Source organism: Cyclobacterium xiamenense, assembly GCF_900109255.1.
GTDB lineage: Bacteria > Bacteroidota > Bacteroidia > Cytophagales > Cyclobacteriaceae > Cyclobacterium > Cyclobacterium xiamenense.
Genome location: NZ_FNZH01000002.1, coordinates 1,029,098 through 1,044,931 on the forward strand (window position 1 = coordinate 1,029,098; position 15,834 = coordinate 1,044,931).

Annotated in this window: 13 protein-coding genes; 12 read left to right on the top strand and 1 reads right to left on the bottom strand. The window is 49.0% G+C overall.

The features are described 5' to 3' along the window. The first annotated feature begins 70 nt into the window (after nucleotides 1-70). From tgt to BMW71_RS09100, 3 genes are read left to right on the top strand one after another with little or no spacing between them, the layout of a single operon-like run. Nucleotides 71-1,201 (top strand): tRNA guanosine(34) transglycosylase Tgt, encoded by a 1,131-nt coding sequence (tgt, locus tag BMW71_RS09090; protein ID WP_092172426.1) that lies wholly within the window; start codon nucleotides 71-73, stop codon nucleotides 1,199-1,201. A 53-nt stretch (nucleotides 1,202-1,254) separates the two neighbouring features. Beyond that, nucleotides 1,255-2,328 carry an LptF/LptG family permease gene (locus tag BMW71_RS09095; protein ID WP_092172429.1) on the top strand — a complete coding sequence of 358 codons (1,074 nt, stop codon included), beginning with the start codon at nucleotides 1,255-1,257 and terminating at the stop codon, nucleotides 2,326-2,328. Between the two features lies 1 nt (nucleotide 2,329). Further along, nucleotides 2,330-3,247: a DMT family transporter gene (locus BMW71_RS09100; RefSeq protein ID WP_092172432.1), complete on the top strand. Its 918-nt coding sequence runs from the start codon at nucleotides 2,330-2,332 to the stop codon at nucleotides 3,245-3,247. Between the two features lies 1 nt (nucleotide 3,248). Here BMW71_RS09100 and ispE read toward each other — a convergent pair whose 3' ends face one another. Then, a complete protein-coding gene (gene ispE, locus BMW71_RS09105; protein ID WP_092172829.1) occupies nucleotides 3,249-4,058 on the bottom strand; it encodes a 4-(cytidine 5'-diphospho)-2-C-methyl-D-erythritol kinase in 810 nt (269 codons plus the stop codon). A 549-nt stretch (nucleotides 4,059-4,607) separates the two neighbouring features. Here ispE and ilvD point away from each other — a divergent pair. The 9 genes from ilvD to leuB are packed head-to-tail and all read left to right on the top strand — an operon-like array spanning nucleotide 4,608 to nucleotide 15,796. Further along, nucleotides 4,608-6,290 carry a dihydroxy-acid dehydratase gene (ilvD, locus tag BMW71_RS09110; RefSeq protein ID WP_092172435.1) on the top strand — a complete coding sequence of 561 codons (1,683 nt, stop codon included), beginning with the start codon at nucleotides 4,608-4,610 and terminating at the stop codon, nucleotides 6,288-6,290. 5 nt (nucleotides 6,291-6,295) lie between these two features. Next, complete coding sequence (gene ilvB / locus BMW71_RS09115) at nucleotides 6,296-7,990, top strand: biosynthetic-type acetolactate synthase large subunit (protein ID WP_092172438.1); 1,695 nt, start codon at nucleotides 6,296-6,298, stop codon at nucleotides 7,988-7,990. 5 nt (nucleotides 7,991-7,995) lie between these two features. Further along, nucleotides 7,996-8,496: an acetolactate synthase small subunit gene (gene ilvN, locus BMW71_RS09120; RefSeq protein ID WP_092172832.1), complete on the top strand. Its 501-nt coding sequence runs from the start codon at nucleotides 7,996-7,998 to the stop codon at nucleotides 8,494-8,496. Between the two features lie 30 nt (nucleotides 8,497-8,526). Further along, nucleotides 8,527-9,570 (top strand): ketol-acid reductoisomerase, encoded by a 1,044-nt coding sequence (gene ilvC, locus BMW71_RS09125; protein WP_092172441.1) that lies wholly within the window; start codon nucleotides 8,527-8,529, stop codon nucleotides 9,568-9,570. A gap of 8 nt (nucleotides 9,571-9,578) precedes the next feature. Beyond that, nucleotides 9,579-11,078 carry a 2-isopropylmalate synthase gene (locus tag BMW71_RS09130; protein ID WP_092172444.1) on the top strand — a complete coding sequence of 500 codons (1,500 nt, stop codon included), beginning with the start codon at nucleotides 9,579-9,581 and terminating at the stop codon, nucleotides 11,076-11,078. A 22-nt stretch (nucleotides 11,079-11,100) separates the two neighbouring features. After that, the gene (leuC, locus tag BMW71_RS09135) at nucleotides 11,101-12,522 is read left to right on the top strand and encodes a 3-isopropylmalate dehydratase large subunit (RefSeq protein WP_092172447.1); all 1,422 of its coding nucleotides are present in this window, start codon (nucleotides 11,101-11,103) and stop codon (nucleotides 12,520-12,522) included. Nucleotides 12,523-12,525: 3 nt separating this feature from the next. After that, nucleotides 12,526-13,116, top strand: coding sequence for a 3-isopropylmalate dehydratase small subunit (gene leuD, locus BMW71_RS09140; RefSeq protein ID WP_092172449.1), 591 nt, complete (start codon nucleotides 12,526-12,528; stop codon nucleotides 13,114-13,116). A 51-nt stretch (nucleotides 13,117-13,167) separates the two neighbouring features. Continuing rightward, a complete protein-coding gene (locus BMW71_RS09145; RefSeq protein ID WP_092172835.1) occupies nucleotides 13,168-14,757 on the top strand; it encodes an alpha-isopropylmalate synthase regulatory domain-containing protein in 1,590 nt (529 codons plus the stop codon). Further along, the gene (leuB, locus tag BMW71_RS09150; protein WP_092172452.1) at nucleotides 14,726-15,796 is read left to right on the top strand and encodes a 3-isopropylmalate dehydrogenase; all 1,071 of its coding nucleotides are present in this window, start codon (nucleotides 14,726-14,728) and stop codon (nucleotides 15,794-15,796) included. The genes BMW71_RS09145 and leuB overlap by 32 nt, the downstream gene beginning before the upstream one ends. Nucleotides 15,797-15,834 lie beyond the last annotated feature (38 nt).

A 15,834-nucleotide genomic window follows, 5' to 3' on the forward strand; every position in this document is an offset into this window, starting at 1 on the left:
TGTAGAAATGCACCTATTTTTGTGCCTAAATATACGGAGTAAATGGGGGATTTTTCAACGAATGCCAGGAATGAAATTTAAACTTCTAGAGAAGGATCAGGACAGCAAAGCCAGGGCAGGCGTTCTATATACAGACCATGGGGAGATCGAAACCCCGATCTTTATGCCGGTGGGTACGGCCGGGACGGTAAAAGCCGTGCATCAGCGGGAGCTTACCTACGACGTGAAAGCGCAGATTATACTTGGCAATACCTACCACTTGTACCTGCGGCCTGGCCTCGAGGTGCTGGAGGCCGCGGGAGGATTGCATAAATTTATGGGCTGGTCTGCCCCCATTCTGACCGATAGTGGCGGCTACCAGGTATTTTCCCTGGCCGAAAGCCGGAAAATATCTGAAGAGGGAGTGGTGTTTCAATCCCATATCGATGGTTCCAGGCACCATTTCACTCCCGAATCGGTGATGGACATACAGCGTAGTATCGGTGCAGATATCGTCATGGCATTTGATGAGTGTACGCCTTATCCCTGTGAGCGGAGCTACGCCAAAACTTCCATGGATCTCACGCATCGATGGCTGGGACGCTGCATGCAGCGCTTCGATGCCACCGAAGGAAAGTACGGGTACCAGCAGGCGCTGTTTCCCATTGTGCAGGGAAGTACCTATAAAGACTTGCGCCAGGATGCAGCCCGGTTCGTAGCCGATCAGGATAGGGAGGGAAATGCCATCGGTGGTTTGTCGGTAGGCGAGCCGGCCGAATTGATGTACGAAATGACCGACCTGGTCACGGACCTATTGCCGGCAGACAAACCGAGGTACCTGATGGGTGTCGGTACGCCGGCCAATATTTTGGAGGCGATTGCACTGGGGATTGATATGTTCGATTGCGTGATGCCCACCCGGAATGCGAGAAACGGCATGTTGTTTACCTCGGAAGGCATTCTCAATATTCGGAACGAAAAATGGAAAATGGATTTTTCCCCGCTGGATTCGGGGTTTCAGTCCTACGTGAGTAATTTCTACACCAAAAGCTACCTGCGCCACCTGACCCTCAGCAAAGAAATGCTGGCGGCTCAGATTGCAAGCATTCACAATTTATCCTTTTACCTTTGGCTGACCGGTCAGGCGAGAGAACGGATCCTTGCCGGAGACTTTTCCTCCTGGAAAACAGAAATGGTGGAAAAAGTAAGCCGGCGCTTGTAAACCATGGCGGAAATTATCCGTCTGTATCGGAAAGACATGAAAGACCCTTTGGTATGAAATTACTGGACAAGCTGATCATCCGGGATTTTCTCAAAACCTACCTATTTGTGGTTTTGATGTTGATTCTGATCGTTTTAGTGCTCGACTTTACAGAAAAAAACGACACCTACATCCGGAATAACGTTCCTACCAAAGAGGTACTTCAGTACATGTTGAATTACGGTTTGTACCTCAATAACCTGCTCACACCCATTACGGTCTTTATCTCGGTCATTTTTATCACTTCGAAAATGGCCGGAAGAACCGAGATTATTGCGATTTTGAGTAGTGGGGTTAGTTTTATTCGGATGTTGGTTCCGTTTTTGTTATCTGCCTGCCTCATCGCGGTGGTTAGTTTTTTTCTTAATGGCTGGGTTCTTCCGGTAGCTACGGCTGGGGTTTCCGAATTCAAGGTGGAATACCTGGACAAGCAATACCAATCCAACCAACAAAACATTCATATAAAAGTGGCACCCGACGTGTACGCGTACATTTCCCGGTACTATACTTCGGTCAATACCGGCCACGATTTTACGCTGGAGCAGATCGATTCGGGAAAGCTGGTATCTAAGTTTTCGGCGGACCGTATTGTGTGGGATACGACGAAGAACGCCTGGAGCGCAAAAAACTGGAAGCTGCGCGAGTTGCGTGAGATGAAGGAAGAGTGGTCGACAGGCGAGGAAATGGACACTACCCTGTCCGTCACGCCAAAGGATTTTGACCTACCGCTCAACCATCACGAGACACTTACGCTTCCCGAACTTACCGAACAGATACAAATCCTGGAAGAACGCGGCGCGGACAACATCAGTTTCTACCGGATCGAAAAATACGTACGCTTCATGTCCCCTTTTGCGGCGATCCTGCTCACGTTCATCGGGGTGATCGTTTCGGCGAAAAAGACCCGGGGAGGATCCGGGTTTAAAATCGCCCTGGGTTTTCTTTTGGCCTTTGTCTACATCATTCTTTTCCTACTTTCCCGAACCTTTGCCGAGGCAGGAACGGCCTATCCGGTCTTAGCGGTTTGGATACCAAACATTGTTTTTGGGCTCACGGGACTGGTGCTGTATAAAACCGTTCCCCGTTAAGATGGATCAGCAGCTGGTAAAAGATTATCTCTGGCTTCACCTCGTCGTTTTCCTATGGGGCTTCACGGCGGTTCTGGGTGTGCTTATCAGCCTTCCTCCGGTAGAAATGGTTGCCTATCGGACGCTGTTGGCCGGGCTGGGGCTGGCGATAGTGATTCGACTAAAAGGAAGGGGATTGCGGGTGTCTTTGCAGGATTTTGTTCGGTTTCTCGGAACCGGCGCGTTGATTGCTATTCATTGGATACTTTTCTTTTGGGCGGCACAGGTGTCTACCATCTCGGTTTGTTTGGCCGGCATGGCTACCTGCTCCCTTTGGACCGCCTTGATTGAGCCGCTGGCAAACAAGCAACCGGTAAAATGGTACGAGGTGGCCCTGGGATTATTGGTCGTTGTCGGTTTGCTCATCATATTTAAATTCGAAGGAGGCTATTGGCTGGGCTTGAGCCTGGCGGTGATTTCTGCGGTGGTTGGCGCCGTATTTACGGTGATAAACGCAAAACTCACCCGTACCCGCAGTTCGTTTATCATCACGTTTTACGAAATGTGCGGGGCCTTTTTGGCTTCCGTTTGCTTTTTGCCGGTATATGCCCGGTTTATTTCGGATACGGGGATCGCCTGGCTGCCTACTGCATGGGACTGGTTTTGGTTACTGGTGCTTTCTCAGGTGTGTACCGTGGCGGCATTTACCCTATCGGTTGCGCTGATGAAACGTCTTTCGGCTTTTTCGATCAATCTGACCATCAATATGGAGCCCGTGTATGGCATCCTGCTCGCTGTTTTGGTGTTTGGGGAACAGGAAAAAATGACCCCGGAATTTTACCTGGGGACATGCATCATCCTGGCCTCAGTGGGCATGTATCCCCTTATTCACTACGCCCTGAAGAAAAAACGTGTGCGGCAATTGCGGCGCATACAGTAGCTTAGGACAGCTGCTGGGAAAAGCAGAAATAGTCCGATGGAAAGTTCAGGTTTTTGGGTTCCCCGGCAAAAAGGCCGACTACTGCCGAGCCCGAGCCGGACATGGCTGCGTACCAGGCACCAGCCACGTACAGCCGCTCTTTGATGCGGGCAATTTCCGGATGATTGGCGAAAATACTTTTTTCAAAATCATTGACCAGCTCCTGTTTCCAGGAAGCCGGGTTGGCCAAAACGTCCGCTAGTTTTTTTGTGGCCGGCCCTGGACGGACACCCGCATAGGCTTCTGCCGTACTGACATGAATGCCCGGATGGACCAAAAACAACCAATTACCTGCCAGGCTTACTGCCACTTCTTCGAGCATTTCTCCTCTTCCACGCGCCAGTTGGGGGTTGTTCCGAATAAAAAAAGGGCAATCGCTGCCCAATTTCCCGGCATATTCCGCTAGTTTTTGATCGCTCAATGCTAAATCGAACATACGGTTGAGTGTCTGCAATGCAAAGGCAGCATCGGATGAGCCACCACCGAGTCCGGCACCTATAGGAATGTGTTTGTGCAAATGAACGGCGACGGGAGAAACTTCGGGAAAATCGTTGGCAAGCAGTTGGTATGCCCGTAAAATCAGGTTGTCTGCCTCCGCTCCTGGGATTGCATTGCCGCTGCTGGAAAAGGTAAGCGCAGGGGATGGGATAATTTCCAGGGCATCGGTGAGAGGTATGGGGTAGAGGCAACTCTCGATCTCGTGAAAGCCGTCGCTCCGTTTTCCGAGGATGTGAAGGCCCAGATTGATTTTTGCATTTGGAAAAGTGATCATGTAAGGATGGCTTTTGTTTTCAAAAGTAAAAGAAAGCGCGGGAATAGCACCCATGCTTCGGCGAATTAACGAAACCGAAAATCCGTAATCGAAGGCAGAATGGCAGACCGGGGCGATAAGGAAGGGGGTTTTCGACAAAAAAATTAACAATAATTTGCATCAGAATAATATTTTGAAATTTTTTCCAATGTTAAAATTTAAAAAATAAAATTTCTCATTTAATATAATAATAAACTATAATTTCTAGTTTTATTTCAATTGCATAATTTTCTTGTTTTGTTCAAATTAAAAAAAGAAATAAAATATTGTAAGTATGGAATAAGGGTTTTAATATTGCATTATAAATACATGTCAAAAAGAAAACAAACCCATTTCGGGTGATAAAAATATGTTTCTACTAGTCAGCGTGGTCGTCCTTATCGTCATTATCATCTAGTACAGGATGAAGCGCTGATCTATTTACACGATAGAAAAATTCAATAAAGTGCTTCATTTGAGTGAAGCACTTTTTTTTATAAGCCAGTCCTTAAAAAAAACCGATAGAAACTAATGAGTAATTCGAAGAAACACAGTTGGGAGGTAAGTGATAATCAGGAAAATCCTGCTTCCATGGCCATGTTGTATGCCACAGGTCTTTCAGACGAGAAAATGAAGCAACCGTTTGTGGGAGTGGCTAGCTGTGGGTACGAAAGCAATCCCTGCAACATGCACCTCAACGACTTTGCCAGAGCCATCAAGGCCTCTACTGTGGAAGCGAATCTTACGGGAATGGTTTTCAATACCATCGGGATTAGTGACGGGATTTCGATGGGTACTGCGGGCATGCGCTATAGCTTACCCTCGCGGGAAATCATCGCGGACTCCATCGAATCTTTCATTTTGGGGCATGCATTCGACGGAGTGATTGCCGTTGCCGGTTGCGACAAAAACATGCCCGGAGCGGTTATGGGGATGTTGCGGGTCAACCGCCCCAGCATCATGGTATATGGCGGGACGATCCGTTCCGGCAAATACAAGGGGGAGAAGCTGAACATTGTATCGGCCTTTGAGGCCTATGGAAAGCGTATCAAAAACGAAATTAATGACGAGGATTACATGGGCGTGATCAAAAACGCCTGTCCGGGTGCCGGTGCCTGCGGAGGGATGTATACCGCAAATACCATGTCTTCGGCAATCGAGGCAATGGGTTTGTCTCTTCCTTACAGCGCTTCCAACCCGGCTACCTCTCCGGAAAAGGCGGCAGAATGTGAAGCTGCCGGAACCTTTATTGCAAACCTACTTGCCATGGACCTCAAGCCGAAGGATATCCTTACAAGAAAAAGTATGGAAAATGCGGTGAGGGTGGTCGTTGCTTTGGCTGGGAGTACCAATGCGGTACTTCATTTATTGGCCATCGCCCGTACCGCTGGCATTGATTTTGGGTTGGAAGATTTAAAACAAATCAATGCAACCACGCCGGTGCTGGGGGATTTCAAACCTAGTGGCAAGTACCTGATGGAAGACCTGCACGAACAGGGAGGGCTTCCGGCATTTATGAAATACATGCTAGACAACGGTATGCTCCATGGCGATTGCATGACGGTTACGGGAAAGACCGTTGCCGAAAACCTTGCCAATGTTACCCCAGTGAAAGCGGAACGCGGAAACGTCATACACCCGCTGGAGGATCCAATCAAAGCGACGGGGCATTTGTGTGTATTGCAAGGGAACCTGGCACCGGAAGGATCCGTTGCTAAAATCTCTGGAAAGGAAGGGATTTCGTTTACCGGCCCTGCGAAGGTATTTAATTCCGAGCAGGAGGCCAACGACGCTATGAAAAATCAGGAGATTCAGAAGGGGGACGTGGTAGTAATCCGGTACGTAGGTCCCAAAGGAGGACCGGGTATGCCGGAGATGTTAAAACCCACCTCCATTATTATCGGTTCGGGTATGGGAGCGGATGTGGCTTTGATTACGGATGGCCGCTTTTCCGGAGGTACGCACGGTTTTGTCGTCGGCCACGTCACGCCTGAGGCCTATTTGGGTGGCCCCATCGGTCTGTTGCAAAATGGGGATGTGGTCACTATCAATGCCGAAACGCTGGAAATCAGCTGCAACGTTTCGGAAGAGACCTTCGCAGAGCGAAAGAAAACCTGGGTAAACAAAGACTTGAGCCATCTAAATGGTACCTTGAAAAAATATTCACAGTTAGTTTCCACTGCATCTGAAGGATGCGTGACAGATAAAAGTTAACCACTATGAATGATTCACAGATAAGAGGAGCTGAAATTGTCATCAAGTCCTTGGTGGCAGAGAATGCCAGATATATTTTTGGCTACCCCGGAGGCGCCATTATGCCTGTATACGATGCCCTCTACGATTACATGGATCGCATACAGCACATTCTGACCCGACACGAACAGGGCGCGATTCATGCGGCCCAGGGCTATGCCCGGGTTTCTGGTCAGGTTGGTGTCTGCATGGCTACCTCCGGACCGGGTGCGACCAATTTGATCACCGGCCTGGCCGATGCGCTGATCGACAGTACACCCCTGGTGTGCATCACCGGACAGGTGGCTTCGCATCTGTTGGGTACAGATGCCTTTCAGGAAACCGACGTGGTGGGGATTTCCATGCCGGGTACCAAGTGGAACATTCAGGTTAGACGGGTGGAAGACATCGCTCCGGCGATTGCCAAAGGTTTTCACATCGCCCGGTCGGGAAGGCCGGGACCGGTGTTGATAGACATTACCAAAGACGCCCAGACCAGCCTTGGGGATTTCAATTACGTGCCTTGTTTAAACATCCGCTCGTACCGACCCTATCCCAAAGTGGAGGATCACATCATTGAAAAGGCGGCGAGTCTGATCAATCAGGCCCGGAAGCCCTATGTTTTATTTGGTCAGGGAGTCATTTTGGGTAAGGCTGAAAAAGCCTTGCAGGCATTCCTCGATAAATCCGGCATACCAGCGGCATGTACCCTTCTGGGTACTGGAGCCATTTCGGAGGAGCACCCAAATTTTGTGGGTAAATTAGGCATGCACGGGAATTACGGACCCAACCTACTTACGAATCAATGTGATGTATTGATCGCAGTAGGGATGCGTTTTGACGACCGGGTTACCGGAGATGTAAAGCGCTATGCCAAGCAGGCAAAGGTAATTCACCTGGAATTGGATCCGGCGGAAGTCGACAAGACGGTGAAGAGCGAGGTAGCGGTTGTAGGCGACTGCAGGATTAGCCTGGAGAAGCTTACCGAAAAGGTGGAGAAGAAAACCCACCCCGACTGGATCAAGGAGTTTAGGGAGTTGGAAGCCGAGGAAAAGCGCGTGGTCGTAGGGAACGATCTTTCGCCGACCAAGGTAGGGTTGACCATGGGAGAGGTAATTCGGCATATCAATGAATTCAAGGCGGATGACGCCATTCTGGTAACCGATGTAGGACAGCACCAAATGGTGGCCTGGAGGTATTTTGAATACAAGACCAGCCGTACCCAGGTCACATCCGGTGGACTGGGTACGATGGGATTTGCACTTCCTGCTGCTCTCGGAGCCCAACTCCACGATTACAACCGGCAGGTTATTTGCGTGGTGGGCGATGGAGGTATTCAGATGACCTTTCAGGAACTGGGTACGATCATGCAAACCAAAGCACCGGTAAAAGTGGTATTGCTGAACAACAATTTTCTGGGAATGGTACGGCAATGGCAGCAATTGTTTTTTGACAAACGCTATTCCTTTACCGAGTTGGACAACCCGGACTTTATCAAAATCGCGGAGGCGTACAACTTCAAAGTACAAAAAGTGGACGAGCGTGCCGATTTGAGGCAGGCCGTGGCGGAAATGTTTGTACACGACGGCCCCTATTTCCTAGAGGTAGTCGTAGAAAAAGAAGACAACGTTTTCCCGATGATTGCTTCGGGAAGCTCAGTAGAGGAAGTTAGACTTAGTTGATTCAGATGAATAAAAAATATACGATTTCTGTTTTTACAGAAAATTTTATTGGGATTCTTAGCCGGATCACCTTGATATTTACCCGTAGGGGGATCAATATTGATGGGTTTACGGCTTCAGAGAGCCGGGAAGAAGGGATCTATCGAATTACCATCGTGGTGACTACAAGTGAAGCACAAATCATCCAGCTCACCAAACAGATCGAAAAGATCATTGACGTGATCAAGGCATTTTACTACCTGGATGAGGAAATGGTTTTTCAGGAAATCGCCTTGTACAAAATCCCCATCGATAGCATCGATGCCGGCCTGGAAAAAGTGATCCGGCAGCACAATGCCCGAATAATTTCCGCCGAGAAGGATTTTGTGGTCATCGAAATGACGGGACACAAAGAGGAGACCCAGGAATTGCTGGAGGTTTTGAAAGATTTTAATGTATTGGAATTTGTACGTTCCGGGAGAGTAGCCGTCGCGAAACCCATGGAAACAATTGACAAGTATTTGTAACTAATTTAAAATAAATTTTACTCGATAATTATGAAACTGAAGTTCGGTACCGTTGAAGAAAATGTCGTAACAAGAGAAGAATTTCCTCTTGAAAAAGCCAAAGAAGTACTAAAAGACGAAGTAATAGCCGTGCTTGGATACGGTGTGCAGGGACCTGGCCAAGCCTTAAACCTCAAAGACAATGGTTTCAATGTGATTGTTGGCCAGCGAAAAGGTTCCAAAACCTGGGACAAAGCCATAGCGGATGGCTGGGTGCCGGGAGAAACCTTGTTTGAGCTGGAGGAAGCCTGCGAAAAGGGTACCATTCTTCAGTTTTTGCTTTCGGATGCAGGTCAAATTGCCTTGTGGCCAACCGTAAAGAAACACCTGACTCCGGGCAAAGCGCTGTATTTCTCCCACGGTTTTGGGATCACCTATAAGGACCAAACGGGAATTATCCCTCCAAAAGATGTGGACGTAATATTGGTGGCGCCTAAGGGCTCCGGAACTTCATTGCGAAGAATGTTTGTTGAAGGCAGGGGGTTGAACTCTTCCTTTGCCATTTACCAGGACGCAACCGGCAATGCCCGGGATCGTGTAGTGGCATTGGGTATTGGCGTAGGGTCCGGCTATTTGTTTGAGACGGATTTTTACAAAGAAGTTACTTCCGACCTGACCGGAGAGCGGGGTACACTAATGGGGGCCATTCAGGGAATCTTCGCGGCTCAATACGAGGTGTTGCGTGCCAACGGGCATTCTCCCTCAGAGGCTTTTAACGAAACCGTAGAAGAGCTCACCCAAAGTCTGATGCCTCTGGTAGCAGAAAACGGCATGGATTGGATGTATGCCAATTGTTCGACTACAGCCCAGCGAGGTGCCCTGGATTGGTGGAAACCCTTTCGGGATGCCACCAAGCCTGTTTTTGAGGAACTTTACAACAGTGTGAAAACAGGTAAAGAGGCCGCCAAATCGATCGAATCCAATAGCAAGTCCGATTACCGCGTTAAGCTGGAAGAGGAGTTAAAAGAACTTAGAGAATCAGAAATGTGGCAGGCGGGTGCTACGGTACGTAAATTGCGCCCGGAAAATAATTAAATTGACCTATGTCAGAAAAGCTTTGGATATTTGATACCACTCTACGAGATGGGGAACAGGTGCCGGGATGTCAGCTCGATACCAGGGAAAAAATTGTAGTAGCCAAGGCTTTGGAGGCATTGGGTGTTGATATTCTTGAGGCTGGATTTCCAATATCCAGCCCCGGGGATTTCAATTCCGTTGTAGAAATATCCAAGGCGGTATCGGAACCCACCATTTGCGCCCTTTCCAGGGCGGTTGAAAAAGACATCGAGGTAGCCGCTGAGGCACTTCGGTACGCAAAAAAAAGCCGTATTCACACGGGTATCGGTGTGTCCGGGTACCATATCCAACACAAGCTCCGCAGTACTCCGGAAGCCGTGTTGGAGAAAGCCGTTAAGGCAGTGAAATTTGCCCGGAACCTGGTGGAGGAAGTGGAGTTTTACGCAGAAGATGCGGGTAGGGCATCGCCGGAATTTCTGGTACGTGTGCTGGAAGCAGTGATCAAAGCCGGAGCGCGGGTAGTAAACATCCCGGATACGACGGGGTACTGCCTTCCCGAGCAGTACGGCAACATCATTCGCCACCTGAAAGAAAATGTTTCCAACATCGATCAGGCCATCATTGCTACTCACTGCCACAACGACCTGGGTCTGGCTACCGCCAATAGTCTTTCCGGTGTCTTGAATGGTGCCCGGCAGGTGGAGGTAACCATGAACGGGATCGGAGAGCGCGCCGGAAATACCTCCCTGGAAGAGGTAGTGATGGCGATCAAAAGTCACCAGGAAATACCCGTCTACACGGATATCAACACAAAAAAAATCTACGAAACCAGCCGGATTATTTCCAAGCTGATGAACATGCCGATACAGCCAAACAAGGCCATTGTCGGTAGAAATGCCTTTGCGCATTCCAGCGGGATACACCAGGATGGGGTACTCAAAAACCGGGAGAATTACGAAATCATCGACCCCAAAGATGTCGGCGTGGAAGAGTCGTCGATTGTGCTGACCGCCCGGAGCGGTAGAGCCGCGCTGAAACATCACCTGAAATTGCTCGGCTACGAATTCGATAAGGAGAAGTTGGATGAGATCTACGAAGATTTTCTGGTCCTTGCCGATTCCAAACGAGACATCGGCAGAAAAGACCTGCTTTCTTTGTTGGGTGAGCACCTGGAGCATTCCCCTTTTATCGCCCTGGAAGAGATTTCCTACCAGGGAAAGGAGGGAGAAGAGGCACAAGCCGAGGTAATTCTGAATATCGGCGATGAGCTTAAGAAAGGTGCGTCAAAAGGCAACGGCCCGGTGGACGCGGTCATCAAGTCCATCAAGCAATTGATCCCGCAGGAAGTGATTTTGGATGAATTCCTGATTCAGGCGATTACCAAGGGTAGCGATGATATTTGCAAAGTACACATGCGTCTGATGCACGAAGGCAAGCCCTACCACGGTTTTGGCTCAGAAACGGACATCGTATTGGCGTCTGCAAAGGCCTTTCTTGATGCATTAAACAAATTACCTGTCAAGTGATACTGACAAAAATGTAACCATAATGGAGAAGAAAACATTATTTGATAAGATTTGGGACGCACATGTGATCAAATCTATCCCAGATGGTCCGGACGTATTTTTCATCGATAAGCATTTTATCCATGAAGTCACCAGTCCGGTCGCATTTCTAAACCTCGAGAAACGAGGGGTTAAGGTCATGTTTCCGGAACGAACGGTGGCAACGCCGGACCACAACGTGCCCACCATCGATCAGGACAAGACCATCAAGGATCAGCTTTCCCGGATGCAGGTGGAAAAGCTCCGGCAAAATTGCAAGAAGCATGGAATAGAACTTCATGACCTGGGCTCCGATCATCACGGTATTGTCCACGTAATAGGGCCCGAACTGGGTATTACCCAGCCAGGGATGACCATCGTTTGTGGGGACAGCCATACTTCTACCCACGGGGCCTTCGGTACGATTGCTTTTGGTATCGGTACATCCGAGGTGGAAATGGTCCTGGCTACCCAGTGTATCATGCAGGCAAAGCCGAAGAAGATGCGCATCACCGTGGATGGAGAACTAGGCCCGGGTGTTTCCTCCAAGGACATTATTTTGTACATCATTGCCCAGATTTCCGCCAGTGGCGGTACCGGATATTTTATCGAATATGCGGGAAGTGCGATTCGCTCCCTAAGTATGGAAGCCCGCATGACGATTTGTAACATGAGCATCGAAATGGGAGCCCGGGGGGGATTGATTGCTCCTGATGAGACCACCTTTGCGTACCTCAAAGGGAAAGACTTTGCACCCAAAGGGGATGCCTGGGACCAGGCGGTAGCACATTGGAAAACCCTCCAAACCGATGATGGAGCAGAATTTGATCTGGAATACCAATACAATGCGGTGGATATCGAACCGATGATTACCTACGGGACCAACCCCGGTATGGGCGTAAAGGTGAAGGACAGCATTCCTACCACCGATGGCATGAAGGAAAGCGTGAAGAAGTCTTACCTCAAGTCGCTTGAGTACATGGGATTTAAGCCCGGCGAGCCGATGAAGGGGAAAAAAATTGACTACGTTTTTGTGGGTAGTTGTACGAATGGCCGTATTGAAGACCTTCGTACCGTTGCCAACTTTGTTAAAGGTAAAAAGAAGGCAGATGGAATCACGGCCTGGATTGTACCTGGTTCCAGGGAGGTCGAGAAGAAGGCCATCGAAGAGGGTCTGGTGCAAATATTGGAGGAAGCGGGCTTTAAGCTCCGGCAGCCGGGCTGTTCCGCCTGTTTGGCGATGAACGACGACAAGATCCCTTCCGGCAAGTACGCGGTGTCTACCTCCAACCGTAATTTTGAAGGCAGGCAGGGACCGGGTAGCCGGACGCTATTGGCTTCCCCACTGACAGTGGCTGCAGTAGCGATTACTGGAGAAATTACCGACCCACGGGATTTGATTGAGGAATTAGCATTAGAAAAATAAGACATGGCATACGATAAATTTGATATACTGACGAGCAGGGTGGTTCCCCTTTCGTCCGAAAATGTGGATACGGATCAGATCATCCCGGCCAGGTTTTTGAAAGCAACCGAACGGAAAGGGTTCGGGGACAACCTGTTTCGCGATTGGCGTTACGACAGCGAAGGAAATCCGAAACCCGATTTCGTGCTGAATGACCCCACCTACGAAGGTAAAATTCTGCTTGCGGGTAGAAATTTTGGTTCGGGGTCTAGCCGGGAACACGCGGTGTGGGCCATTTACGATTACGGGTTCCGCTGTGTGGTTTCCAGTTTTTTTGCCGACATCTTTAAAAACAACTGCCTGAATATCGGGGTGTTGCCCGTGACCATATCATCGGAGTTTGCCGACGAGCTGTTTGCAGCCGTTGAGGCAGACCCCAGCACCGAAGTGGAGGTGGATATCAACACGCAGACAATTACGCTTTTGGCAACCGGGAAGTCGGAAAATTTTGACATCAATTCGTACAAAAAGCAAAATATGAAAAACGGATTTGATGACATAGATTATTTGTTGAACCTGCAGGAGGAGATACAGGTATTTGAGGCCGAAAGGTAACGAGCCAAAAGCTTTTGGGAAACCAACGAAGGAATGATTAACGGACTGGGTATGAGTAGAGAAATGAATATTGAAATCATGGACACCACCCTTCGGGATGGTGAGCAAACTTCTGGTGTGTCCTTCCTCCCTTCAGAAAAGTTGCAGATTGCCAAACTTTTACTGGAAGAGTTGCGGGTGGACCGCATCGAAGTGGCCTCTGCCCGGGTTTCGGAAGGGGAGTTGGAGGGAGTAAAAAAGATTACACATTGGGCTTCCGAAAAAGGGTATTTGGACAAAGTAGAGGTGTTGGGCTTTGTGGACACACCCAAGTCCGTGGATTGGATGGTGGATGCCGGAGCCAAGGTGTTGAATCTGCTCACAAAAGGCTCACTCAACCACCTCACCCATCAATTGAAAAAGACCCCGGAAGTTCATTTCGAGGAGATTGCCGATTGTATTCAGTACGCGGAAGAAAGGGGGATCGAAGTAAACGTGTACCTGGAAGATTGGAGCAATGGTATGCGGAATTCCCGGGAATACGCGATGTCCATGATCCGGTTTCTTTCCGAATTACCCGTAAGACGCATCATGCTGCCGGACACCCTGGGGCTGTTGTGTCCCGAAGAGGTAAAGGAGTTTTTGGGATTGATTTGTACCGAGTTTCCAGACATGCACTTTGACTTTCATGCGCACAACGACTACGATTTGTCCGTGGCCAATGTGCTAACCGCGGTGAATTCAGGAGCCAAAGGCATTCATACTACTGTGAACGGACTGGGGGAACGCGCCGGAAATGCACCTCTGGAGTCGATCGTAGCCGTTATTCAGGATTTTACCAATTTCGGTTTAAACATACAGGAAACCAAAATATACCGTATTAGTAAATTGATCGAACAATTTTCCGGCTTACGAATTCCAGCAAATAAGCCGGTGGTAGGTGAGAATGTGTTTACCCAAACGGCAGGCGTTCATGCGGATGGAGACCACAAAAAGAACCTGTATTTCAGTGACTTGCTACCCGAGCGGTTTGGCAGAACCAGGAAGTATGCACTGGGAAAGACTTCGGGCAAGGCCAATATCTTAAAAAACCTGGTGGAGCTGGGAATCTCGCTGGAGCCGGATGAATTGGCCAAGGTGACCCAAAAGATCATCGAACTGGGTGACAAAAAAGAGCGGGTGACTACGGAGGATTTGCCGTACATCATATCAGATGTGTTGCAAAACAACTCCATACACCGGGACATTGTCATCGACGGGTACCACATGGTTCATTCCAAGGGCCTAAAACCTTCGGTTCAGTTGCGCGTAAAAATATTCCACGAGTTTTACGAGCAGAATGCTTCCGGGGACGGGCAATACGATTCCTTTATGAAGGCCCTGAAGAAGATTTACAAATCTTTAAACAAAGAACTCCCCAAGCTGACGGATTTCCAAATCAGTATTCCTCCCGGAGGAAAGACGGATGCCTTTGTCGAATGCGTGATTACCTGGGACCTTGATGGACGAATCTTTAAGACGAAAGGTCTGGATAGCGACCAAACGATCGCCGCGATGAAAGCCACCGAGAAAATGCTAAACATCATCGAACAAATAAAAAACAGTAACAAAACAGAAAAAAAGAATCCCTATGGAAATGAATATAGCCCTATTGCCTGGTGACGGTATTGGACCGGAAGTAATCGCACAGGCGGTAAAAGTAGTCCAGGCAATCGGGAAAAAATTTGGACATACCATCACTTTTAAAGAGGCAATTACTGGAGCTGCGGCCATTGATGCCGTCGGCCATCCGTATCCGGAAGAGACGCATCAGGTCTGTCTGCAGGCAGATGCAGTACTCTTTGGAGCCATAGGTGATCCTCGGTTTGACAATGACCCCAGTGCGAAGGTTCGTCCGGAGCAGGGCTTGTTGGAGATGAGAAAACGACTGGGATTGTTTTCGAACGTACGCCCCACGTTTACTTTTCCCTCCCTGGTTCATAAATCGCCCCTCAAGCGTGACCGCATTGAGGGAACGGATTTGGTTTTTCTTCGGGAGCTTACCGGAGGTATCTATTTTGGAGAGCCAAGAGGTCGAAACGAGCAGGGGACCAAGGCATTTGATACTTGCGTGTATTCAGTAGAAGAGATCGAGCGCCTTGCCCGAATGGGATTTGAATTTGCCCAAAAGCGAAGAAAACATCTCACCTGTGTGGATAAGGCCAATGTGTTGGCTACTTCCAGGTTGTGGAGGGAAACGGTCCAGCGATTGGCTCCTGAATATCCGGATGTGACCGTGGAATACGAATTTGTAGATGCCGTGGCCATGCGGCTGATTCAATGGCCCAAGGCCTATGATGTGCTGATTACGGAAAATCTGTTTGGAGACATACTGACAGACGAAGCTTCGGTGATTAGTGGGTCCATGGGGCTGATGCCGTCGGCCTCCCTGGGAGTCAATACGAAGTTATTTGAGCCGATCCACGGCTCCTATCCCCAGGCAGCAGGCAAAGACATCGCCAACCCCCTGGCAACCGTACTTTCGGCGGCCATGATGTTTGAGTATGCGTTTGAACTAATGGATGAAGCGAAAGCCATATCCGATGCGGTGAACCTTTCTCTGGAAAAGGGAATAGTTACAGAAGACCTGGCCGAGGGTGAGGTTGCTTACAAGACCTCAGAGGTAGGGGACTGGCTGGCCGAACAAATCGAAAAAGCATAAGACCCAAATCTCGTTAAATAAAAAAGCCACCCTTCGAT